Here is a 23113-nt window from a genome sequence, read left to right on the forward strand (position 1 = left end):
AACGCAGGGCTTTGCCAGCAAAGCCCTGCCGAATTATCGCATCGTCCGGCCTGAAACAAGTGTCAGGCCAGACAGGCAATCAATGCGTCTCAATGCGTCCAGGGCATTGTCCGGTCGAAGCGGAAATTATCCGAATAGGAAACCTTGCGGCGCTTCGGCTCATTCGGCTCGATAATGCGATAGGCGATGCCGTTGCGCTTTGCGTAATCGACTGCTTCTTCCTGCGTGGCGAAGAACAGACGAATCTGGCTCTTCATATCGCCGGAAGAAGTATAGCCCATCAAAGGCTCGACCATACGCGGGCTTTCCGGCTCATATTCCAGAAGCCACTGATCTGTCTTGGCCTGACCGGACTGCATGGCAGTCTTAGCTGGACGGTAAATACGTGCAACCATTTGAAGAACCCTGAACTACTCTCTTGCCCCGCTGGGGAGCTGAAAATCCACCAAGCCAATAGTTTACACGGGAATGCATGTCAACGCGATAAAGGCGCACGCCACAGCCTGTGCCGGGACGTTCATATATCGACCAAATCAAATCTTGGGGAAGTTGGTCGGAGCGGCAGGATTCGAACCTGCGACCCCCTGATCCCAAATCAGGTGCGCTACCAGACTGCGCTACGCTCCGTGGCCCTCTCGGACGTTGAGTTCCCTAGAGAATTCGCATTCCTAAGGCAAGAGCTATTTTCAATCTTCAATAAAAAAATAAGCCGAACCGCTCATTGCAGGAGATGTTGTGCCCTCGAACCTGACGCTAGTGGATTGAATTTGACGTTTGATACCCTTCCGATATCAATCCCGTTTCAAACGTCAAATTTGAAAAATCCTCTAGATTCATAAAGTTACTAGTGGTCTTTTTGATTCCAACATTTGCTCAGCGCTCATATCCGAGGGATGCAAATGTCGAAAGCAGAACCACTAGCACAAAGGCTATGCTCAGCTTCGCATCGTCGGTCCGAATCTTTCGGAGCGCAATCACAGGATGTTCAGCGTGTTAGGAGAGTTGACCACTCCACGAGGAACCAGCGGAGATTTAGGCCGTTCATTTCAGCGGCGGGCGCAAAACCAACGATGGATAGGTGCCATGTACAAATTTTCGGCAATCGCAGCGGTGATTATGGTGGCTGCTTTTTCAACCGCCTCCGCACAGGCACAGAGTATCGAAATAGGTCCCAATGGTATCCAGGTTAATCCTGATGGCGACCGGCGCCCCATGCATGAGGGTGGGGAAATCAGCGAACGAAGAGCAGCGCGAATCGCACGCAGTGAGGGAATGGACGAAGTCGAAAGCGTTTCACGGCGCCGTAACGTCTACGTTGTTCGGGGGATAGACCGTCGCGATAATGATATGCGCGTGGTGATTGATCGTCGTACTGGCGAAGTGCTTGAGGTACGCTGACAGCCCCCGAACGATGTATTCAGCAGCCGCGCCCGCAGGCGCGGTTTTCCTCTTGGGGATTTGCAAAAGATGATGACCAAGCGCGATCTGCACGAAGGCTTGGTGATTTCGCGCCATTTTTGTGCGCGAATCTTACCAGTTTCCCATTGCATGACGTAACGAGCAGTTGATGGATACCCTGCCTGGGTACAACTTGAAGCAGCACGGACCAGACTACATGCAAGCGCTTGAAGCGCTTTCCCGTCCGAAAGTAGCAGAATCAGCGAATTGACAGCTCTGGTAAAGTAAGCTTACCAATTATCTGTCTACATAAATTAGCACTTCGTAATTCAACTGCCATTCGGGAGAGGATGGTCGTTCATTGCATAACCGTCGAAAAAATTGCGACGGCGCATTCATTATCAAGGAGAGGAACTGCACATCCAGGAAGGGAGGACCTATGCCCTGGAATCAAGTTTATGACCCTTTGGGGAGCATGTTCTGGTCGACATTGCTTGCCGCCTTGCCAATTGTCGTCCTGCTGGGCGGTATCGGCTTTTTCCACATCAAAGCACACACCGCAGCCATACTCGGGCTTCTGACAGCGCTTGTCATCGCAGTCGTCGGCTTCGGAATGCCTGCCGACATGGCGGGTGCCACCGCCGTTTACGGTGCCGCCTATGGACTTCTGCCCATTGGCTGGATCATTCTCAACGTCATATTTCTCTATCGGCTGACCGAACAGACCGGCCAGTTCAATATTCTGCGTGATTCCATCGCCGGCATCACGCCGGATCGTCGTCTCCAGCTTCTCTTTATCGCCTTTTCGTTCGGTGCTTTCTTTGAGGGTGCCGCGGGTTTCGGCACGCCTGTAGCCGTGACGGCTGCGATGCTGATGGGGCTGGGTTTTGCTCCCCTGCCCGCGGCTGGCCTTTCACTGATCGCCAATACGGCGCCGGTCGCCTATGGCGCGCTTGGAACGCCGGTCATTGCGCTTTCGGCGGTGACCGGAATTGACCTTTTGCAACTCTCCGGGATGATCGGACGCCAGCTTCCGTTCTTCTCCGTCATCGTGCCCTTCTGGCTGATATGGGCCTTTGCCGGTCGCAAAGGCATGCTGGAAGTCTGGCCTGCATTGCTGGTGGCAGGTGCTGCCTTCGCCGTTCCGCAATATCTGGTGTCCAATTTCCATGGGCCGTGGCTGGTGGATGTGGTCGCTGCGATCTGCTCGATGGCGGCACTCGCCGGTTTCCTGCGCATCTGGCAACCGAAGCGAATCTGGACCTCGACCGGCAAGGAAGGCGAAGCGGATTCGGCCCCTATGCCAGCGCCGCCGAAGCATTCCACCGGAACCGTTTTCCGGGCCTGGACGCCCTGGCTTATCCTGTCGGTGTTCGTGTTCCTCTGGGGCACGCCGCAATTCCGGACATGGCTCGACTCGCTCTGGGTCTGGAAAATGCCGATCCCCTATCTGCACAACCTGGTGTTCAAGGTTCCGCCCGTCGTGGCCGAAGCGCATTCCGAGGCCGCGATCTATACGCTCAATCTGCTTTCGGCCACCGGCACGGGCATCCTGCTCTCTGCCGTGGTCGGCGGACTTGTGCTCGGCTTCAACCCGCTAAGGCTTCTGAAGGAATATGGCGAGACCGCCTACGTGGTTCGCTTCTCGCTGATCACGATCTCGGCCATGCTGGCGCTTGGCTATGTCACGCGCTATTCGGGCACCGATGCGACCCTCGGCCTCGCTTTCGCGCAGACCGGCTGGGTCTATCCGTTCTTCGGGGCGATGCTGGGCTGGCTCGGCGTTGCGCTGACAGGGTCCGACACGGCGTCGAACGTCCTGTTTGGCGGCCTGCAGAAGATCACGGCGGAACAGCTCGGCCTGTCGCCTGTCCTGATGGCGGCTGCAAACTCCTCTGGTGGCGTGATGGGCAAGATGATCGACGCACAGTCCATCGTCGTCGCCTCAACCGCGACGCAGTGGTACGGGCATGAATCGAAGATCCTGCGCTATGTGTTCTTCCATTCCATTGCGCTGGCCGCACTCGTCGGCCTTCTGGTGATGGCTCAGGCCTATCTGCCGCCATTCACCTCCATGGTTCCGACCGAAACACTACCGGCCATCACGCACTGACGTGAAGTGAACGACAGACGAACCCACGCGAGCCCCCTCGCGTGGGTTTTCTGCTTTTCTGCGAAGCCTCTCGGGGGAACAAAATCGCACGCGCACGCGTTTTCACTTCACTACCAATAAGCTGGAGACTGAATGTGAATAGAAACGGGCTTTATCTGATTATTGGCGCGCTGATTGTCGTGGCTGCGGGTCTTGCGGTTTATGTCTATCGTGAAGAGACCAAACCCGCCGGAATCGAGATGAAAATCGGAGAAGGTGGTGTTTCCATTCAGGAAAATTGAAATCGGCAAGACGTTATAAACATATAAACCGATTAAGATTTCAAACGCTTACGCTTTGTGATGCAACATTTCGGACTTCGCCATGTTATTTGGGGCACCAGATAAAACGGAGGACCGAAATGGGTATCCAGACTGTTTCCGACGAGCTTTATCGTCGTCATGAACGCGAATGGGCAGAGCTGCGCAACGCAGTTGAGGCAAGCGAAGCCAACCAACGGCAGCAAGAGAAGGCATCAGGCCAGACCTCTTGCGATGACAAGACGTCTGGGCACCAGTAAGTCTTCACCAATCTACCTTGAAACGCCGCGAAAGCGGCGTTTTTTGTTTCCGCTTCGTCGTTCCAGCGTTCGCGCCAGACGCTGTGGTAACCAAATGCGAAGGAACAATTGGTAGTGTCTCCCCATCGCGATTCGAACAGGAGACAGACGATGGCTGCACGGAAACGCACCACCCGCTCGCCCCAGCGCTCCACAAAGCGCTCGGCCAAGTCGTCGGGCAAGTCTTCCGGCTCATCCACCCCCGTTCTCGCGCTTGCCGCAATTTTGGGTCTAGGTGCCTTCAGCTTGTGGGCAACCTCTCAGCATAAGAGCCCGCAAGCCGCGATAACAGCCCTGTTCCAGCGCCCCGCTTCCAAGCCGAATACACAGCCCGCAGCACGAACCGAGCCAAAGGCGACCGTCACCAGCAAAGCCTCCGAGAGCAAGCCCCCCGAGAGCAGGGCGCCGTCGAAGGATTACGGCGCCGCTGTCGGCCCTGTACCGCGTCCATCGGCACCCGTTGTCGCGGCGCCCGTTGTGGCACCCGCACCGCAAAAGCCGGCGCAGCAGGCGGCAATCCAGACCGCCACCCCGCCGCGCCCCACAAATCAGGTTGTCGTATCCTCGCCCGCCGCTGCGCTACGCTCCATGCCGCCGCGTGGCGTCAACACTCCGGCAAGCTCCCCATCGGTGATTTATGCCAAGGCGCGGCTCACCATCCATAAGAATGCCTGGGACAAGTCGCCATCTATCGGCGTCGTGGAAAAAGGTCGCGAGATGCGCTCTTATGGGAAGACCGGGCGCTGGCATCGCGTGATCGTCCCGAAGACGAACATGATCGGCTGGGTGCATGAAGATCAGCTTATCGGTGGGCGCAACAAGCCTGACAGTGCAAGCCTTATCACCGGCTCGATTGCCAGGAAGACGCAAACTGCAACGGCAGCCGCACCCAAACAGGCTCCAAATCCAGCGCATTCACGCATGGAGCCGCCCAAAGCTGTCGGCCAGAAAAACTAGAACGGTTCCGGTTAAAACGGAGTCGCTGGAACCGCTCTATCTCTTTGTTTTTACGGATGTCTTTATCCCAAAACCGGTTCCCACTTTTGGGAGACATGCTCTAATCCAGACCACGCGCCATTGCTTCGAGCTGCCGGTCGCCCGGCAGATAATCGAATCCTGCTTCAATCAGTGATGAACTGTCTGCGACCAGATCACCATAAAGCTGGTCGTAAAGACCGCCTTTGCCCACTGCCGATAGCAGGAGCTGCATGAAGACCGGTGGAACGGGTACAAGACGAAAAGGCTTTCCCAAGGCAGCACGCAGCTTCGTCACGAGTTCTTTTGTGGAGCGCGGTTGTGGCTCAGCAAGATGAAACACCCGCCCGGCAACCTTTTCGGCAGGCGCCACGCTTAAAAATGTCAGCGCATGTGCGACGTTTTCAAGCGACACGAAACTGCGCCTGTTGTTTGCCAGACCGAACGGCAACGGCAATCCGCTGTTGCAGAGCTTTATCAAGGCTTTCAGGTTCGCCCGCGCTCCGGGACCGTAAACGAGAACCGGGCGCGCGATGACGATCTCGATCCCGTTGATTTCGCGCAGATCAGCCTCCGCCTTTGCCTTGGCACGCCCGTAATCATCACGCGGCTTCAGCGGCATGTCCGGCGTCAGCGGCGACGGATTTCCCGCAATCGTATAGATCGTGGATACAAACACGAAGCGCCTTACGCCGGCGGCTTTTGCCTTGGTGGCGAGTTCCACGGCCAGTCGATGATTGACCGCATCGAATGTATCCGCATCCGGTCGTTCCGCACCGGCGCGGTGAGCAAGTGCTGCACAATGAACGACCGTTTCGACACCTGAAAAATCCGGATCAGTCAGTTCATTCCGGGACAGAGGCAGGACTTCATGCCCTTCCCCGACCAGCACTTGAGTGAGTGCGCTTCCGATAAAACCACCCGCCCCGGTAACCGCTATCTTCATCCTCAGCGATCCGGCTGTTCGCTGCCCGCCAGAACCTGTGCGGCAAGCGTGCGCGTGATGCGGCTTTTCTGCTCAAGCGCCGCCCGGTCGAGCTTGTCGACGATCAGGATCGCCGACAAAAGCGAGCGCTCGATCCGGCTCACCAGATAGGCGACGACATGCGGTTCGACGCTTACCTGCCGGTCCGCGAAGAGCTTGTGAATGACGCCGGAAAGCAGCAGGTCGTCCGGTTCTGAAATTTCCACGACGGTTGCGGCCTTGAGACGCGAGGCAAGATCAGGAAGCTTTACGTTCCAGTTGGCTGGCCACAGACGAGAGGTCATGAGCAGGGAAGGCCCAAGCCCCTGAGCCGCATTCTGCCGAACGCTATTGATGAGATGGAAAAGTCCGGTTTCATCGAAAGGCGCAGCACCAATATCATCGATCAGCACCGGATATTCGGCAGCGCCGTTCACGGCTTCCTCGGTAATGTGCGTGGGGTCTACCAGAAGTGCGCCTGTTCCGGCGCGCCAGATTTCCGCCAGATGTGTCTTGCCTGATCCGGTCGGTCCGGCAAGGATCGTGACAGGCGACAGCCAGTTCGGCCAGCGATCGATAAGATCGACGGCGGCACGGTTGGAATCCGTGACGATCATGTCTTCCCGATGATAACCGGGCTGATGCTCAAGATTCAACGGAATCTGGCGCGGTGCCTCACGCATCGCGGCCTCCTGCAAATCCCGTTTCAAATCCTGCCCGGTTACGACCCAGTCTCATTTCTCTTTGCCTGCATTCTCGCCTGCCTCGATCAGCGGCCCGGCGTCGGGGTTCGGCTGATGGTAGGCAGGATCATACATCGGTGAGTGGAGATAGCTATTCAATGCGAACCGCACAAGCACCCCGACTGCAGCCGCTGCGGGCACTGCCACCAGCATTCCGGTGAAGCCGAACAGCGAACCGAAGGCAAAAAGAGCGAACATGAGCCAGACCGGATGAAGCCCCACGGACGAGCCGACGAGCTTCGGCTGGAGGATGTTTCCTTCCACAAACTGACCAAGGAAAAACACACCCGCGACGGCACAGATCATGATCCAGTCAGGCCAGAACTGGACCAGCGCCACACCGATGGCGAGCGCCAGGCCGACAAAGGAACCGATATAGGGAATAAAGCTGATGAGACCGGCAAAAAAGCCGATCAGCAGACCGAAATTAAGCCCGGTCAGCGTGAGACCGATGGCGTAATAGGTTCCCAGAATGAGGCAGAGCGTTCCCTGCCCGCGAATGAAACCGGCGACGGCGGCATTCATCTCGGCGGCGATGCGGCGCACGGTATGAAGCTGGCGGCGCGGCACCCATGAATCGATGCTGCCGACCATGCGGTCCCAGTCCAGAAGCATGTAGAATGCAACCACCGGAGTGACGACGAAAAGCCCCGCAATATCGATCAGCGATTTCCCCGAATTCCACAGGGACTGAAGCAATGTCGACAGGAAACCGGCACCCTGCTGGAGCAGCGAACTCAGATTCTGCTGAATGACCGAACTGTCAATGCCGATATATTTCTTCAGCCATTGCGAATCCTCATTTGCCAGCAACGACTGCAACTGGGTGATGTATTCGGGGATTTTGGAAATGAAATCAGCGAGCTGCGTTGCGAGGATCGGCACGACGATCATCAGGCCGAGGATCAGCGCCATCAGGAAGATGAGCAGGATGACGATTGTGGCCGCAAGCCGGGACAGGCCGAAACGTTCGAGCCTGTCTGCGACAGGGTCGAGGAAATAGGCCAGCGCCATGCCCGCAACAAAAGGCAACAGCACTGAACTGAATACGACGAGAAACAGAATGAAGACCGCGACGGTCCCCACCCAGAACATCGCCTGACGACGTACCGAAGAGCCGGTCAGCGCGCCGACTTCCACATTGACGTGGATATCACCATCGCGAACTGTCGCTTCCGACTGACGGATCGTTCGGCTGGCGCTCGTGCGCGTGGGTGTCGGTTTCTTGACCATGTGCATCTATTTCCAGGAAACGTATTGGATAGAGCCAGTCCTGATAGCAGAATGGCGTTATGGATATCTTAGTGCGAACGGGAACAAGTTAGAACGGTTACTGAGGATTGCAATGTCTGTGCGAAAAGCCTGACGAAACACAACCTTCTATCGAGTTATGGACGGTGCTTTACGATTTCAGGCAGAATCCTGCGCTGTTTGGCTCTTTTCGGGCTTTGTGGCCTTGCAGGCAGCGCCGTCTCGTGCCATTGCGCGCACATTCTCTGTTTATCGCATTTTTCTTGAGCAAAACCGTTACACGCTTTTGCCGAAAATGCATTAAACAGCTGCGTGGATAAGCACCCAATTTCAGGAGCAGGCCATGACCATGGAAAATAAGCCCGCCGATAAGCCTGTTGGCCAGAACGGCCTGACCTATGCGCAGGCTGGTGTCGACATCGATGCTGGTAACCTGATGGTCGAGAAGATCAAGCCCCTCGTGCGCTCCACGCGCCGCCCCGGTGCGGACGGAGAGATTGGCGGCTTTGGCGGCCTGTTCGACCTCAAGGCCGCTGGTTTCAAAGACCCGGTACTCGTTGCCGCCAATGACGGTGTCGGCACCAAGCTGAAGATCGCCATCGATGCCGACAAGCACGACACGGTAGGCATTGATCTTGTTGCCATGTGTGTCAACGATCTCGTCGTTCAGGGTGCTGAACCGCTTTTCTTCCTCGACTATTTTGCGACCGGCAAGCTTTCGCCGGATCAGGGTGTCGATATCGTTGCGGGCATCGCCGAAGGATGCCGGCAGGCCGGTTGCGCGCTGATCGGTGGTGAAACCGCTGAAATGCCCGGCATGTACCGGGATGGCGATTATGATCTTGCCGGTTTCGCCGTTGGTGCGGCCGAACGCGACCGTCTACTGCCGCGTGGCGATGTTGCCGAAGGCGATGTCATCCTTGGCCTTGCTTCGTCCGGTGTGCATTCCAACGGATTTTCTCTGGTGCGCCGCATCGTCGAACTCTCCGGCCTTGGCTGGAAGTCCGATGCCCCGTTCCAGCCGGGCGTGACGCTCGGCGAAGCGCTGCTGACCCCGACACGCATTTATGTGAAGCCTCTTCTTGCCGCGATCCGCGCTTCGGACGGCATCAAGGCGCTGGCACACATCACGGGCGGCGGTTTTCCCGACAATATTCCGCGCGTTCTGCCGGAAGGTCTCGCTGCCGAAATCGATCTTGCGTCCATTTCCGTTCCGCCAGTCTTCTCCTGGCTTGCCAAGACGGGCGGTGTCGAGCCGAATGAAATGCTGCGCACATTCAATTGCGGCATCGGAATGATTGCCGTCGTGAAGCCTGAGAAGGTTGAGGAAGTCGTGGCTGTCCTTGCCGCAGAAGGCGAAAAGGTCGTCACGCTCGGCCGGATGGTGAAGCGTGAAAAAGACGGCGTCGTCTATAAGGGTACGCTTTCGCTATGAGCCGCAAGCGGGTCGTCATCTTCATTTCGGGCGGCGGCTCCAACATGGAGGCGCTGATCCGCGCTGCGCAAGCCGCCGATTTTCCGGCGGAAGTAGTGGCGGTTTTTTCCGACAAGGAAGAAGCTGGCGGCCTTGCCAAGGCAAAGGCTGCCGGAATTGCGACACAGGTTTTCAAGCGCAAGGACTTTACCTCGAAGGATGCGCATGAAGATGCCATTCTGGACGCACTCGCCGCGTTGAAGCCGGATATGATCTGCCTTGCTGGCTATATGCGTCTTCTGTCGGGCCGTTTCATTGCTCCCTATGAAGGCCGCATTCTCAACATTCACCCTTCCCTGCTCCCGCTTTTCCCCGGACTGCATACCCACCAGCGCGCGCTGGATGCGGGTATGAAAGTCGCAGGCTGCACCGTTCATCTTGTAACGGAAGGGATGGATGAAGGTCCGATACTGGCACAGGCAGCGGTGCCGGTGCATGCTGGTGACGATGCCGAAGCGCTCGCGGCCCGCGTTCTGAAAGCCGAGCATCAACTTTATGCATTGGCCCTTCGCAAATTTGCCGGCGAACAAAACAGCCAGCCGGATTTCACCGGAGCGATGGTTCTCAGTGCGTGATAGCGCGCGACAAATTAATCACATCCCAATTTTTTTGTTAATAAAACTTTAATTTCCCGCAAAAAGCTCTAATTCCCATTCGTAACGGAACTTGCTTCGGCAAATCTCGTTAAGGGACGTGTAAGCGTCTCTTTCAATATGTGTTTTAGAAGAGGACAAAGACATGTCTCTCCGTTTTTCGACTTCCTTCCTTTCGGCAATGACCGTCATTTCCGGCATTGCGGTCACGGCTCCAGCCATTGCTGCCGACTACGTAGCTCCTCCCGCTTCAGGTCGCACCCAGCCGCGCTCGGAAGTCGGCACGCTGTCCTGCGATATTTCTCCTGCAATCGGCGTCATCATCGGCAGCCAGCAGGATGTGGACTGCGTATTCAGCCCGGCCCGTGGACGTGGTCCGGCTGAGCGTTATACAGGGACGATTACCAAGCTCGGCATCGATGTCGGCTTCATAAATGGCGGCCGTGTCGCCTGGGCCGTCTGGGCTCCGACCGTTCGTCCCGAAGGCGCTCTTCAGGGCCGTTATGTCGGCGCATCTGCCAATGCAGCGATTGGCGTCGGCTTCGGCACCAACATCCTGACCGGCGGTTCGTGGAAGACGATTTCGCTTCAGCCGATTTCGCTTCAGGGCCAGCGCGGCCTGAATGCCGCTGTGGGTGTTTCCAAGCTGAGACTGCGTTACGCTGGCTAACAAGCAGCGCGAATAAACAACAACGCCGGGACGCATATATATTTTATATATGCGTCCCGGCGTTGTTGGATAAATATTTATGCGTTTATTTTGCGTATCCAGATCTTGGTGTCGTGCACCGCCAGCCCGCCATAGGGGGCGGCAGGTTCAGCGCCGATCAATATATTGATCCCCTCGCCGCGCTCGAATGTCGAGTTCGGAAAAATGCCCTCCGACACGACGACCCCGCGTTTTTGTCCGGCGCGCAGCACGGCATGAAGCACCAGTTCGCCACGATGATTGCCGATCTCGATCCGCTCGCCATTCTCGATGCCAAGTTCTGCCGCATCGTCGGGATGGATAAGCAGTTCAGGCCGGATTTCCTTGGCAAGCGATGTCAGCGTCTCGGCGAAGGTCGAGTTCAGGAAATTATGCGCCGGTGAAGTCGTCATGCGGAAGGGATGTTCGGCATCCGCCGTTTCAATCACTTCCCAATAATCCGGAAATTCCGGTATCGACTGGAAATCACCCTGAAGCCCCATGACTTCCGGTGGCTTGTTCGGCGACGGGCTTCCGGTCCAGTCAGGACGAAAGCGGAACTTGCCATCCGGCCATTTGAAACCATTGATATAATGCGCATCTTCGAAAGGCGGTTGCAGATCGACAAAGCGCTTTTCCTTCAATTCATCGAATTGTGGCAAGTCGCTATTGGCGTTCATGTTGTTAATCAGCGTGCGCTCATCCAGATCGAAGCCCGGCAGATCGCCAACACCGAGGCGCTTTGCCAGTTCGTTGATTACGAAGATATTCGGACGCGCATCGGCGAGAGGCTCGATCAGCTTCGGCCCCAGAACCACATGCTGCTGCCCGCCGCCGCGATAAATATCGTCATGTTCGAGGAACGTCGTGGCTGGCAATGCAACATCGGCCATCTTCGCCGTATCGGTCATGAATTGTTCGTGCACGGCGACGAAAAGATCCTCGCGCGCAAAGCCTTTGCGAACCAGCCGCTGTTCCGGCGTCACATTCATCGGGTTGGTGTTCTGGATCAGCATTGCCATGACGGGCGGGCCGCCATAAAGCGCCTGCGCGTCACCGGTAAGAATGCGACCGATCTTCGACTGATCGAGAAAACGAAGCCCCATATCCTGCATGGCGCGACCTTCGATCTCGCGCTTGTCCATCTTGAAGATGCCGGAGTTCGAGTGGAATGCCCCGCCGCCTTCATAAAGGAAAGCACCTGTCACGCAGGCAATCGAAGCGGCTGCATGCATGTTCACCGCGCCGTTGCGTTGGCGGGTGAAACCATAGCCGAGGCGGAAATAAGTTCGCTTGGTTTTGCCGACGAGATGGGCAAATGCTTCGATCTCTTCAACGGACAGGCCGGTGATCGCGGCTGCCCATTCCGGTGTACGGGTCTGAAGATGTGCTTCCAGCCCCTTCGGATCGTCGGTGTAGCGCTCCAGATAATCCCAGTCTGCAAGGCCGTCACGAAACAGCACATGCATGACCGCGCAGGCAAAGGCGCCATCGGTTCCGGGTTTCAGCACAATGCCCATATCCGCCTGGCGGACGGTCGCATTGGCATAAACGTCGATGACGACGATCTTGGCGCCGCGTTCCTTACGTGCCCGGACCGCGTGGGTCATGACATTGACCTGCGTGGCGGCGGCGTTGGTGCCCCAGATCACCACCACATCGGCCTTCGCCATTTCACGCGGATCAGGACCGGTCAGGCTTCCTGTTCCCGCAAAATAGCCGGTCCAGGCCATATTGGTACAGAAACTGTCGAACTGGTTGGAATAGCGCTTGGCAAAGCGCAGGCGATTGATCGAGTCGCGCTGCACCAGCCCCATGGTGCCCGCATAGTAATAGGGCCAGACGCTCTCGCTGCCATAATCGCGCTCGGCTTTCAGGAAACGCTCGGCAATGAGATCAAGTGCGGCTTCCCATGAAGCTTCCTTCCACTGCCCAGCACCTTTCGCACCGGCACGAACCAGCGGATGCTTCAGGCGATCAGGATGATGAACCCGTTCCGCATAACGCGCCACCTTGGCGCAGATGACGCCAGCCGTGTAGCTGTTGTCCTTCGCGCCGCGCACGCGCCCGATGGTCCGCTCATCGAGAATTTCGACATCGAGTGCGCAAGTTGACGGACAGTCGTGCGGACAAGCCGAATGACCGGTTTTGATGTTCGAGATTGGAGCGTGCTGGTTCATATTACTTTATTAGCCCAAGCCACTTCCTGCAGAAACGAATTTCTGCCGGAAGATTGTCACTGTGACGAAATAAATTTTCAAGACAAGCGCAATGCAATCGCACCGAGAACAATAAAGCCGGCAGCCACGAAACGTGGTAGCCCGACTTTTTCTTTCAATACCAGAGCCGAAATGAGCACACCGAAGAGTATCGCGGTTTCGCGGAGTGCCGCCACGACGGCAATCGGAGCCATGGTCATCGCCCAGAGTGCAAGGCCATAGGAACCGAGCGTACCAACGCCACCGATCATGGCCGGTCGCCAGTGATTACGCAGATACTGGATGAAACGGTCCGGTTCGCGGTAAAGGGCCCACCCCGCCAGCGGTATGGCGTTCATCAGGAACAGCCACAGCGTATAGGAAATCGGCTCGCCCGACACACGGACACCGAGGCCGTCAATGATCGTATAACTTGCTATGAAACCGGCATTGGTCAGCGCAAGCAAGGCAGTGCGACTTGAAGCTCCACGATTTCTTCGCCGCGCATCAAGCGCCATCGCCAGAACGCCGGAGCAGATCAGCACGATACCAAGCCAGCTCTGCCAGCCCATGATCTCGCCGACCAGCGGCGCACTGACCAGCGCCACCAGCAAGGGCGGAGTGCCGCGCATGATCGGATAGGCTTCGCTCATATCGCCGGATTTATAAGCCGCCGCCACGAGCGACATATAGAAGGTCTGCGTAACCGTAGACAGAAGCATGTAAATCCAGCTTGCCGGGTTCGGCAGCGGCAGAAAAGGCAAGGTGAAAAGGGCGATCAACCCGGCAGCGCTGGTCACACTGGCCGCACTGAAGAACTTGTCTCCGCTTCCCTTTACAATTGCGTTCCAGCTCGCGTGGAGGAACGCGCCAAAGAGGACGATCAGAAGGACGCCACCAGACATTTCGGGACTCGACTCAAAGGATAAGGAGCGGATGTTGAAGGTTGTATGTCACATTTGTGACAGGAGTGATATTGCAGGAACGACGCAGAGCGAGGTCTTTTTGGATATCACTGCCTCTTGCCGAAAAGAGACCGACATGAAACAAGCGCAACCATGAATTATCGTCACGCCTATCACGCCGGAAATTTTGCGGATGTCGTCAAGCACGTCATCCTGACGCGCCTTGTCGAGTATCTGAAACGCAAGGATCAGGCCTTTCGCGTCATCGACACCCATGCAGGCATCGGCCTCTACGACCTGAAGGGTATCGAGGCAGGCAAGACCGGCGAATGGGCAGGCGGTATCGACCGCATCCTGGACGCGGTGAAGAAAGGGCAGATCGAGCAGCCCGTGCTGGATTTGCTGGAGCCTTATCTTGCTGCCGTCCGCGCAGTCAATGAAGGCGAAAAGCTGCGCCATTATCCGGGATCGCCCTTTCTCGTGCGGCATTTGCTGCGCAAGCAGGATCGCCTGTCCGCACTGGAACTGCATCCGCAGGACTCCACCAAACTGGCGAAGCTATTCGACGGTGATTATCAGGTTCGGGTGACCGAGCTGGACGGCTGGCTGGCGCTTGGCGCTCACCTTCCACCGAAGGAAAAACGCGGCATGGTGCTTGTTGACCCGCCTTTTGAAAAGGAAGGCGAATTCGATCGTCTGGTTGATGGCCTGGCCAAGGCGTACAAGCGTTTCGGCGGTGGCATTTATGCGCTGTGGTATCCGGTGAAGGACCGCAAGGAAACGGAACGTTTCACCAGACACTTACGTGAAACCGGCATTCCGAAGATCATGCAGATCGAACTGGCGATTCGTGCGCCCTCCGCCGAACCACGCCTGGATGGCACCGGTATGATTGTCGTCAACCCGCCCTATACACTTGAAAGTGAGATGCAAACCCTGCTTCCCTGCCTTACCAAGCTTCTTGCTGAGGAAAAAGGGAGCAATTTCAGCATCAAGTGGGTGAGAAGCGAGACGGATCGCACTTGACCCGCGTGAATTGCTGACGGAAACTGCGCCTCAATGCTTCGGCTATCATAGACTTGAACGGGTGCCAGCCCGCAATTTGGGACAGGACAGAGATATGCAACGAACCCTGGAACGTATCGGACAGTATTCACGCGCAGCCCTGTTTGCGGCGTCTGTCCTTCCTCTGACGCTTGTGTCTCTGCCGGCCAGCGCCGCAGACTATCTCACTTCTGCTCCAGCAGGCGTTGCCGATGCAGGCGCTTGCAGCCAGCAGAGCGTTTTGCGTTCGGTGGTTTCCGATTTCGGCTATCAGGTACGTCATGTCCCGAACCTGCCGCAGGTCGGTATTTCGGCCATGAGCGATGTTCAACTGACGCGCTATGAGCCGAAGACCAATCCGGCCCAGATCGAACGCACCTATTGCAAGGCAACCGCCGTTCTGACCGATGGTCAGTATCGTTCGGTCTGGTATATGGTCGAAGAAGGTCAGGGCTTTGCCTCGATGGGCCGCAATGTCGAATTCTGCGTCGACGGTTTCGACCGCTGGTATGTGTACGACGCAAGCTGCCGCGTTCTTCGCTAAAAATTAAGCGGCTTGATACGGTCAGCCGTTGATTAAGTGGAGGGCACATGCTGCGGAAGTTTGGTGCAGCGGCGGTTACGTTGCTCGCAGCGGCGGTTGCGAGTATTTTGGCAATTGCGCCGGGTCGGGCAGATGACGTTCCGGGCGAGTTCGACTTTTACGTCTTAGCCCTCTCCTGGTCGCCCAGCTATTGTGCATCGGAAGGCCCCCGCGCCAACAAGCAGCAATGTGGAACCAATCGTCCCTTCGGTTTCGTGGTGCATGGTCTCTGGCCGCAGAATGAATGGGGTTACCCAGCGAACTGCCAGCTCGACAATGCCCGCAGCCGGGGCAGCTATGTGCCCCGCCCGATCATCTCCCGCCTTTCCGATATCATGCCTTCTGCCGGTCTCGCCGCTTATCAATGGCGCAAGCATGGCAGTTGTTCGGGTCTGTCGCAGGATGAATATTTCTCAACGCTGCGCAACGCTTTCGATCAGGTCAAAATTCCGCCCAGCCTGCGCAATCTGGCGAGCGGTCGGCGTGTTGATCCCCTTCTCGTTGAAAAAGCTTTTATCGCAGCCAATCCCGGCATGAAACCGGATGGTATCTCGATTAGCTGCAAGCGGAACTATCTTCAGGAAGTTCGCATCTGCATGACAAAAGACCTGCAATACCGTGCTTGCGGTCAGGTCGATGCCAATGCCTGCCGAAGCCGCTCCGTCATGATGCCCGCCACGCAATAAACTTTACATATCCGGTTTAGGAACGAACGATGACACAGATACTCTATTCGCCTGCTTCGCCCTACAGCGCGAAGGTGCGCATGGCCGCTCACCATGCCGGCATTCCGTTTGAAAGCGTTGTCGTCAACACCTCGGCGGAACCGGAGAACCTGATCCACGCCAATCCGCTCGGAAAAATTCCGACGCTGGTGACGGATGACGGCAAATCGGTTTTCGACAGCCGTGCGATCACCCAGTATCTGAACCGGGTTTCGGGCAACAAGATTTTCCCGCGCAATGCCGAAAAGCGCACCGATGCAGAGCGCTATGAAGCCATCGCCGACGGTCTTTGCGACGTGCTTCTGGCGCATGTCTACGAACGCCGCATGCGTCCGGAAGAGAAAATTCATCAGCCCTGGCTCGACCTGCAATGGCGCAAGGCCGAACGCGCACTCGACCTTCTCAACGAAGCGCCGCCGCGTCTGGCGGGCAAGCTGCATGGCGGCCATATCGCCGTTGCTGCCGCGCTTGGCTATCTGGCGCTGCGCTTTGAAGGCAAATGGGAACGCAACCGCTCCAAGCTCAAGCGCTGGATGAAGCGTTTTCAGGAACTGCACCCGGAACTGACGGAACTGCTGCCGCGCGGCTAACCGGTCTGGAAAGAATGAAACCCCGGATTTCCGGGGTTTTTTTGCAGATTATTGTTTCTTGTCGAGCGCCTGCAATATCCGATAAGCGGCTTTTACGCGCTCATCGATCAGATAATTCCGGTTGGCAAGCAGGACGATTCCGGTCTTCTTGGCGGGAATAAAGGCCGCATAGGCACCGAAACCGTTGGTCGAGCCTGTCTTGTTGACCAAGACATCGGCTGACGGCTGCAAGGGCTGATCGAATTTGCCGATTTTGTGCGACTTCAGCGCCATGTCCGACGAATTGCCCGCAAGAAGTGTCTTGAGCGCAGTCGGATAGCTGTAGAACTCCCAGCCAAGCCCCTGATTGTTGGCACCGACGTGATAATAACCCGTATGTGTCGCGGCGACGGCCTTCTGGAAATCAGGCTCCAGAGATGAGCTGTCGATATTCAGCTCAATGAAGCGGGCGAGATCAAGCGCTGTGGTCTTGATGCCATAGGCCTGCGCATCCAGCGCGCCGCCAGATACCCGGATCGGCTTGTCGGCTTTGGAATAGCCGTAAGCGTAGTTCTTCATCCGACTTTCCGGCACATTGACGAAAGTGTTCTTCAGACCAAATGCAGGCAGAAGCTTTTGCTCCACCAGGACATCGAACGGCTTGTCCATGCTTCGTGCCGCCAGATAGCCGAACAGGCCGATGCTGGGATTCGAATAACGGCGCTGTGTGCCTGCCGGATAGTCCGGCTTCCATTTCTTGAAATATGCCAGCATCGAACTGTCATCGGTGACAGCATCGGGAAATTGCAGGGGCAATCCGCCCGGTGTGTAGGTCCCAAGATCGAGCATGGTGATCTTGTCGAAGCTGCTGCCTGCCAGTTCGGGAGCCCATTTGGTCGCGGGATCGGACAAGGAGAATGCGCCGGTCGCCAGCCCATAGCCGCTGAGCGTCGCAGTAAACGTCTTGCTGACCGAACCGATCTCGAAAATCGTGTCTTCGTCGACTCTCTGTCCGCTTTCCTTCGATGCCACGCCATAACCGAAGAAGTGGCTCTTGCCGTCGATGGTTATGGCAACCGCCATGCCGGGAATCTTCTGCTCGGCCATGAGCGGGCGCATGGTTTCATCGACGATACGGCGCAAATCGTCATCGTTCACCTTGCTTGCAGCCAACGCACCGCTATTCGGGATAATAGCGGCGGTGGCGAGGAAACCGATCAAAAATGTCGTAGATTTTCTCATGACAGATGAATAAACCTCATGATTATGCGTTCCGCTACGTCTTTCTCAAGACATAGCCGGTATTGAGCGATTCATTATATTGAAGCCCGTTTACAGCATTTTTTCAACGCTTCTGCGGGATATAAGCCTATCAGGCCCTGCTGATATACGATGCTTGCGCAAAGAGGACAAACGACGTTATCTAGCATTTGGCATTAGAAAAATTTGGGGCAACATGGTTCGACCGCATCTCCCGCTCAATTCCCTGCGCGCCTTCGAGGCGTCGGCGCGTCACTTGAGTTTTACGAAGGCCGCGATTGAACTTTGCGTTACACAAGCCGCTGTCAGCCATCAGGTCAAAAGCCTCGAAACCCGCCTGAATGTGACTTTGTTCGAGCGCCTGCCGCGCGGGCTGATGCTGACGAGCGAAGGAGAAACGCTGCTCCCCACATTGAAGGACGCATTCGACAGGATTGCCGGAACGCTTGAACGTTTCGAAGCGGGGCATTATCGGGAAATATTGCGCGTGGGTGCGGTCGGCACGCTGGCCGTCGGCTGGCTTCTGCCACGTCTGCGCGATTTTCAGAATCGTTATCCGTTCATCGATCTGCGGCTTTCGACCAACAACAACCGGGTGGACATAGCGGCGGAGGGCCTCGATTACGCCATCCGTTTCGGCAGCGGCGCCTGGCATGGCATCGACGCAACCCGATTGCTGGAAGCACCGTTGTCACCGCTTTGCATTCCGGAACTGGCACAGGAATTGCGAACACCAGCCGATCTCGCGCGGCATATTTTATTGCGCTCCTACCGTGCCGATGAATGGACGCAGTGGTTTATGGCAGCAGGCGTCACGGGCGACATGCCCCTGCCCCGAAGCATCATGTTCGATTCGTCGCTCGCGATGATGGAAGCAGCCATGCAGGGAGCGGGCGTAGCACTTGCGCCGCCGCTGATGTTCTCCCGTCAGTTGCTCTCGGAAACGATCATTCAGCCATTCGACACAACGGTGACGATGGGCAGCTACTGGCTGACGAGGCTGCAATCACGGTCGGAAACGCAAGCAATGGCTGCATTTCGCGACTGGCTGGTTGAGATAGCGAGCCTCTAACCCTAAAAAACATAACAAAAAACCGGGCAGTTGCCTGCCCGGTTTTCCGTGTTCAATTATCAGATAATTAGAACTTGTAGCCAACGCCGACGCGGATGTCGTGGGTGTCGAGCTTGTTACGAACCGTTTCGGTGCCAAGATCATAGTTCTTGTTGCCGAACTGGGTGTAACGGTATTCGACGCGGCCCAGGATGTTGTCCGTGAGCTTGGCTTCCAGACCGGCACCAGCAGTCCAACCAACGCGGAACTTGCTTTCGTCGTCAAAGCCGTTGTCGAGCTTAACCTGCGAACCGGCAACACCAGCCGTGATGTACGGCATAACCGGGTTCAGGTCGTAGCCGAGACGTGCGCGCAGCGAGCCTTCGAAGCCCTGCTTGACTTCCAGACCGTCCTTGGACTTCTTGGCCCAGGAGTAACCGGCGTCACCTTCAACACCGTATACGAACTGGTCCTGCTGGAAGTTCCAGCCAGCGTAAGCGCCAGCCTTCATGTCGTCAGGCTTGATGGTGCCAACGGCGTCGGTCTTGGCCTTGTTCCAGCCGTAGCCGAGGTACAGACCGGTGTAGCCACCAGCCCAGCTATACTGCGGAGCCATTTCAACCGGAGCCGGAACAGGAGGCTGTTCCTGAATGGCATCAGCAGCGAAAGCAGTCGCAGAGAACGGCAGCAGCGCAGCCGAGGCGATTACGAGAGACTTAAGAGTGCGCATAGCATTCTCCTTACACAAATTACCTTTTGCGCGGTCCCTTATCGGGCGGGCGATGTTGGGAGCAAATCGTCCATGCCGCGCTGACAGGACCGACATATCGGCGGTAATTGCGGCACGAAATGCCCGCTTCTGTGGAGAGAACCTGACGAGAACGTGGCAAAAATGCGATGTTGCATTATCGCAACGCCGGATTCAGCCACCTATATAGTGGGAGAGTTTCGATTGCGGCGACCGCAACAACCGGCAGAAAGAAACGAAGTCGCTGAAATCTCTATCAATTTGTCAGTTATGAATGTTGCAGCCGCTGTTTTTAGCTGCAATCTTCCGACCGAAATGGCATGAAATCGACTGAAGAATCTCGATAAGAAAGTGTTTACCGTGTTGAACGATCACGAGCCCCGCCTGCTTGCTAAATGTCCGGTTCTGGTCACCGGCGGCGCACGGCGTATTGGCAAGGCAATTGTCGAGGACCTTGCCGCCCATGGCTTCCCGGTCGCCATACACTATAATCACTCCATCGATGAAGGCGCGGCCCTTGCAGCGGCCATAAACGAACAAGGCGGGAAGGCCTGTGTCGTGCGCGCAGACCTTTCATCCGAATCCGATGTTCGCAATCTTGTGGAGGATGCGTCACGCCAGATCGGGCCGATCCGGCTTCTGGTCAACAATGCATCGCTCTTTGAAGATGATCGCATCGGCCAACTGGATATGGCGCTGTGGGACAAGCACTTTGCCATCCATCTCAAGGCGCCGGTCCTGCTGGCCGAAGAAATGGCGAAAGCCCTGCCCAGCGGCGAAGAGGCGCTTGTCGTCAATGTCATCGACCAGCGCGTCTGGAAGCTCAACCCGAACTTCTTTTCCTATACGCTTTCGAAGACAGCCCTCTGGAATGCCACCCGAACCATGGCGCAGGCGCTTGCACCGCAAATCCGGGTCAATGCAATCGCACCCGGCCCAACATTGCCGAGCGAACGGCAGAAGCCTGGCGATTTCGAACAGCAGGTCGAGAAACTTCTTTTGCAGCGTGCGCCGGAATTGTCGGAATTTGGGCGTACTGTTCGCTATTTCTGGGAAAGCCGCTCCGTCACCGGCCAGATGATCGCACTTGACGGCGGACAGCATCTGGCCTGGGAAACCCCGGATATTGCAGGAATTACGGAATGACTGGAAACCGCAAGAACAATGAGGATGCCGTTGCAAATCTGCCGTCCGATGACGAGCAGGATGTGGCCGGTATTATCATTGGTGACGCGGAAACCGACGATGATGACGAGACCGACGATATAGCCGATGTTCCGGCCTCTCCGTCCGCTGCCGATTCCATTCAATGGGATTCCTCGGATGGCCTGCCGGATATTGAAGGCCTGAGCGGTCAGGACATCATCAATGCTTTCGTGAAGCGCCTGCCGAACAATCCGGGCGTCTACCGCATGTTCAACAGCGATGGTGACGTGCTCTATGTCGGCAAGGCACGCAATCTCAAGAAGCGCGTTTCCAACTATGCGCGCGGCGTCGGCCATTCGAATCGCATCACGCGGATGATCCGCGAAACGGTGACGATGGAATTCGTCGTCACCCGGACGGAAACCGAAGCCTTGTTGCTGGAAGCCAATCTCATCAAGAGGTTGCGTCCGCGCTTCAACGTGCTGATGCGCGACGACAAGTCGTTTCCCTATATTCTTCTGACCGGCGACCATCGGGCACCCGGCATTTTCAAGCATCGCGGTGCGCGGTCCCGCAAGGGAGACTATTTCGGTCCCTTCGCCTCTGCCGGTGCCGTTGGTCGCACGATCAACGCGCTTCAGCGCGCCTTCCTGCTGCGGACCTGCACGGATTCGGTTTTTGAAACGCGTACCCGTCCCTGCCTTCTCTTTCAGATCAAGCGTTGTTCCGGCCCCTGCACGCACGAGATCAGCGATGAGAACTATGCCGAACTCGTCAATGAGGCCAAGGCGTTTCTTTCCGGCAAGAGCCAGTCGGTAAAGGACCACCTCGCAACGGCAATGCAGGCCGCGTCGGCGGACCTCGATTTTGAGCATGCAGCCGTTTACCGGGATCGTCTGGCGGCGCTTTCTCATGTGCAATCCCATCAGGGCATCAATCCGCAGACGGTTGAAGAGGCTGACGTCTTTGCCATCCATCAGGAAGGCGGCATGACCTGCATTCAGGTCTTCTTCTTCCGTACCGGCCAGAACTGGGGCAATCGCGCCTATTTCCCCAAGGCGGACAGTTCGCTCGGCCCGGCAGAGGTTCTGGGGGCATTCCTGTCCCAGTTCTATGACGACAAGCCATGTCCGCGGCTGGTTCTCCTGTCCGAGACGGTTGAGGAGCAATCGCTTATTGCCGAAGCGCTCTCGACGCGCGCGGGCCATAAGGTACAAGTCAACGTCCCCCAACGCGGAGAGAAGAAGGATCTTGTCGATTACGCGCTTACCAATGCGCGCGAAGCGCTTGGACGGCGGCTTGCTGAAACATCTTCGCAAGCCCGCCTGTTGCAAGGCATGGCCGAAACCTTCGGCCTGTCCCAGCCACCGCGCAGGATCGAGGTCTATGATAACTCGCATATCATGGGTACGAATGCTGTCGGCGGCATGATCGTCGCGGGACCGGAAGGCTTCGTCAAAAATCAGTACCGCAAGTTCAACATCCGCTCGACCGATATTACGCCGGGCGACGACTTCGGCATGATGCGCGAGGTAATCGAGCGGCGCTTCTCACGGCTGGTCAAGGAACATGGCACGCCGGAAGAGCCGACTGACGCAGAGGTAACCGACACGTTTCCTGCGTGGCCCGACGTCATTCTGATCGACGGCGGGCAAGGTCAGGTTGGCGCGGTCAGGCAAATTCTCGGCGAGCTTGGGATCAGCCATCTCGTCAATGCAATCGGCATTGCCAAGGGCGTCGACCGTGAAGCAGGGCGCGAACGTTTCTTCGTGGAAGGCAAGCAGGCCTTTACACTGCCGCCGCGCGATCCCGTGCTCTATTTCATCCAGCGCCTGCGCGATGAAGCGCACCGGTTTGCCATCGGCACACACCGCGCCCGGCGCAAGAAGGAAATGGTCAAGAACCCGCTCGATGAGATTGCGGGAATCGGTCCGTCGCGAAAGCGTGCGCTTCTGCACCATTTCGGAACCGCAAAGGCCGTCTCCAGAGCCGCGGTTGCCGATCTGATGCAGATCGAAGGCATCTCTGAGGCCATGGCCAAGACGATTCACGATCATTTTCGTGACAGATGACGTAATTTTGTCCGG

The 23113-nt window shown here is 56.8% G+C and carries 23 protein-coding genes and 1 tRNA gene; 15 read left to right on the forward strand and 9 right to left on the reverse strand.

All coding sequences use genetic code 11. The features are described from left to right. Window positions 1-89: 89 nt before the first annotated feature. Both HWX93_RS12140 and HWX93_RS12145 read right to left on the reverse strand, forming a co-directional pair. Window positions 90-395, reverse strand: a complete 306-nt coding sequence (locus HWX93_RS12140) for an ETC complex I subunit (protein ID WP_061347344.1) — start codon at window positions 393-395, stop codon at window positions 90-92. A gap of 155 nt (window positions 396-550) precedes the next feature. Continuing rightward, window positions 551-627, reverse strand: a tRNA-Pro gene (locus tag HWX93_RS12145). Window positions 628-1083: 456 nt separating this feature from the next. Here HWX93_RS12145 and HWX93_RS12150 point away from each other — a divergent pair. The 5 genes from HWX93_RS12150 to HWX93_RS12170 all read left to right on the forward strand — a co-directional run bounded on the left by HWX93_RS12150 (window position 1084) and on the right by HWX93_RS12170 (window position 5066). Then, on the forward strand, window positions 1084-1398 hold the full coding sequence (locus HWX93_RS12150) for a PepSY domain-containing protein (protein ID WP_151554803.1): 315 nt from the start codon (window positions 1084-1086) through the stop codon (window positions 1396-1398). A gap of 439 nt (window positions 1399-1837) precedes the next feature. Then, window positions 1838-3511, forward strand: a complete 1674-nt coding sequence (locus HWX93_RS12155; RefSeq protein ID WP_151554804.1) for an L-lactate permease — start codon at window positions 1838-1840, stop codon at window positions 3509-3511. A 134-nt stretch (window positions 3512-3645) separates the two neighbouring features. Next, a complete protein-coding gene (locus HWX93_RS12160; protein ID WP_010661698.1) occupies window positions 3646-3792 on the forward strand; it encodes a hypothetical protein in 147 nt (48 codons plus the stop codon). A 119-nt stretch (window positions 3793-3911) separates the two neighbouring features. Further along, window positions 3912-4070: a hypothetical protein gene (locus HWX93_RS12165; RefSeq protein WP_010661697.1), complete on the forward strand. Its 159-nt coding sequence runs from the start codon at window positions 3912-3914 to the stop codon at window positions 4068-4070. 150 nt (window positions 4071-4220) lie between these two features. Continuing rightward, complete coding sequence (locus tag HWX93_RS12170) at window positions 4221-5066, forward strand: hypothetical protein (RefSeq protein WP_151677957.1); 846 nt, start codon at window positions 4221-4223, stop codon at window positions 5064-5066. 100 nt (window positions 5067-5166) lie between these two features. On the opposite strand, the gene HWX93_RS12175 is transcribed toward HWX93_RS12170, so the two are convergent. The 3 genes from HWX93_RS12175 to HWX93_RS12185 are packed head-to-tail and all read right to left on the reverse strand — an operon-like array spanning window position 5167 to window position 8024. Next, on the reverse strand, window positions 5167-6030 hold the full coding sequence (locus tag HWX93_RS12175) for an NAD-dependent epimerase/dehydratase family protein (protein ID WP_176037487.1): 864 nt from the start codon (window positions 6028-6030) through the stop codon (window positions 5167-5169). Between the two features lie 2 nt (window positions 6031-6032). Beyond that, entirely contained in the window at window positions 6033-6731 is a 699-nt protein-coding gene (hdaA, locus tag HWX93_RS12180) for a DnaA regulatory inactivator HdaA (protein ID WP_151554807.1), read from the reverse strand. Window positions 6732-6782: 51 nt separating this feature from the next. Beyond that, window positions 6783-8024 carry an AI-2E family transporter gene (locus tag HWX93_RS12185; protein ID WP_176037488.1) on the reverse strand — a complete coding sequence of 414 codons (1242 nt, stop codon included), beginning with the start codon at window positions 8022-8024 and terminating at the stop codon, window positions 6783-6785. A gap of 361 nt (window positions 8025-8385) precedes the next feature. On the opposite strand from HWX93_RS12185, the gene purM reads away from it, so the two are divergent. The 3 genes from purM to HWX93_RS12200 all read left to right on the forward strand — a co-directional run bounded on the left by purM (window position 8386) and on the right by HWX93_RS12200 (window position 10779). Then, window positions 8386-9477 (forward strand): phosphoribosylformylglycinamidine cyclo-ligase, encoded by a 1092-nt coding sequence (purM, locus tag HWX93_RS12190; RefSeq protein ID WP_176037489.1) that lies wholly within the window; start codon window positions 8386-8388, stop codon window positions 9475-9477. Next, complete coding sequence (gene purN, locus HWX93_RS12195) at window positions 9474-10091, forward strand: phosphoribosylglycinamide formyltransferase (RefSeq protein WP_151554809.1); 618 nt, start codon at window positions 9474-9476, stop codon at window positions 10089-10091. Before purM ends, purN begins: the two co-directional genes overlap by 4 nt. Before the next feature lie 163 nt (window positions 10092-10254). After that, window positions 10255-10779, forward strand: a complete 525-nt coding sequence (locus HWX93_RS12200; RefSeq protein WP_061347336.1) for a DUF992 domain-containing protein — start codon at window positions 10255-10257, stop codon at window positions 10777-10779. A gap of 77 nt (window positions 10780-10856) precedes the next feature. Here HWX93_RS12200 and HWX93_RS12205 read toward each other — a convergent pair whose 3' ends face one another. Together HWX93_RS12205 and HWX93_RS12210 are read right to left on the reverse strand one after the other, a co-directional pair. Further along, window positions 10857-12977 carry a molybdopterin oxidoreductase family protein gene (locus tag HWX93_RS12205; RefSeq protein WP_151554810.1) on the reverse strand — a complete coding sequence of 707 codons (2121 nt, stop codon included), beginning with the start codon at window positions 12975-12977 and terminating at the stop codon, window positions 10857-10859. Between the two features lie 77 nt (window positions 12978-13054). Continuing rightward, on the reverse strand, window positions 13055-13900 hold the full coding sequence (locus HWX93_RS12210; protein WP_151554811.1) for a DMT family transporter: 846 nt from the start codon (window positions 13898-13900) through the stop codon (window positions 13055-13057). A 153-nt stretch (window positions 13901-14053) separates the two neighbouring features. On the opposite strand from HWX93_RS12210, the gene HWX93_RS12215 reads away from it, so the two are divergent. The 4 genes from HWX93_RS12215 (at window position 14054) to HWX93_RS12230 (ending at window position 16842) form a co-directional block, all read left to right on the forward strand. Further along, window positions 14054-14926 carry a 23S rRNA (adenine(2030)-N(6))-methyltransferase RlmJ gene (locus HWX93_RS12215; RefSeq protein WP_151554812.1) on the forward strand — a complete coding sequence of 291 codons (873 nt, stop codon included), beginning with the start codon at window positions 14054-14056 and terminating at the stop codon, window positions 14924-14926. Window positions 14927-15020: 94 nt separating this feature from the next. Further along, window positions 15021-15488 carry a phage portal protein gene (locus tag HWX93_RS12220; protein ID WP_151554813.1) on the forward strand — a complete coding sequence of 156 codons (468 nt, stop codon included), beginning with the start codon at window positions 15021-15023 and terminating at the stop codon, window positions 15486-15488. A 47-nt stretch (window positions 15489-15535) separates the two neighbouring features. After that, the gene (locus tag HWX93_RS12225) at window positions 15536-16213 is read left to right on the forward strand and encodes a ribonuclease T2 family protein (protein ID WP_151642978.1); all 678 of its coding nucleotides are present in this window, start codon (window positions 15536-15538) and stop codon (window positions 16211-16213) included. A 29-nt stretch (window positions 16214-16242) separates the two neighbouring features. Beyond that, window positions 16243-16842 (forward strand): glutathione S-transferase, encoded by a 600-nt coding sequence (locus HWX93_RS12230; protein ID WP_151554815.1) that lies wholly within the window; start codon window positions 16243-16245, stop codon window positions 16840-16842. A gap of 48 nt (window positions 16843-16890) precedes the next feature. Here HWX93_RS12230 and blaOCH read toward each other — a convergent pair whose 3' ends face one another. Next, the gene (gene blaOCH / locus HWX93_RS12235; protein ID WP_151554816.1) at window positions 16891-18063 is read right to left on the reverse strand and encodes an OCH family extended-spectrum class C beta-lactamase; all 1173 of its coding nucleotides are present in this window, start codon (window positions 18061-18063) and stop codon (window positions 16891-16893) included. 214 nt (window positions 18064-18277) lie between these two features. Here blaOCH and HWX93_RS12240 point away from each other — a divergent pair, with 214 nt between their 5' ends. Continuing rightward, window positions 18278-19153 (forward strand): LysR substrate-binding domain-containing protein, encoded by an 876-nt coding sequence (locus tag HWX93_RS12240; RefSeq protein ID WP_151554817.1) that lies wholly within the window; start codon window positions 18278-18280, stop codon window positions 19151-19153. 67 nt (window positions 19154-19220) lie between these two features. On the opposite strand, the gene omp25 is transcribed toward HWX93_RS12240, so the two are convergent. Further along, window positions 19221-19862, reverse strand: coding sequence for an outer membrane protein Omp25 (omp25, locus tag HWX93_RS12245; RefSeq protein ID WP_061347327.1), 642 nt, complete (start codon window positions 19860-19862; stop codon window positions 19221-19223). A gap of 378 nt (window positions 19863-20240) precedes the next feature. Here omp25 and HWX93_RS12250 point away from each other — a divergent pair, with 378 nt between their 5' ends. Next, entirely contained in the window at window positions 20241-21026 is a 786-nt protein-coding gene (locus HWX93_RS12250; protein ID WP_235813522.1) for an SDR family oxidoreductase, read from the forward strand. Continuing rightward, window positions 21023-23098, forward strand: coding sequence for an excinuclease ABC subunit UvrC (gene uvrC, locus HWX93_RS12255; protein WP_151554819.1), 2076 nt, complete (start codon window positions 21023-21025; stop codon window positions 23096-23098). The genes HWX93_RS12250 and uvrC overlap by 4 nt, the downstream gene beginning before the upstream one ends. Window positions 23099-23113: the final 15 nt, after the last annotated feature.

It is taken from the genome of Brucella tritici (assembly GCF_902825325.1).
Taxonomy (GTDB): Bacteria; Pseudomonadota; Alphaproteobacteria; order Rhizobiales; family Rhizobiaceae; genus Brucella.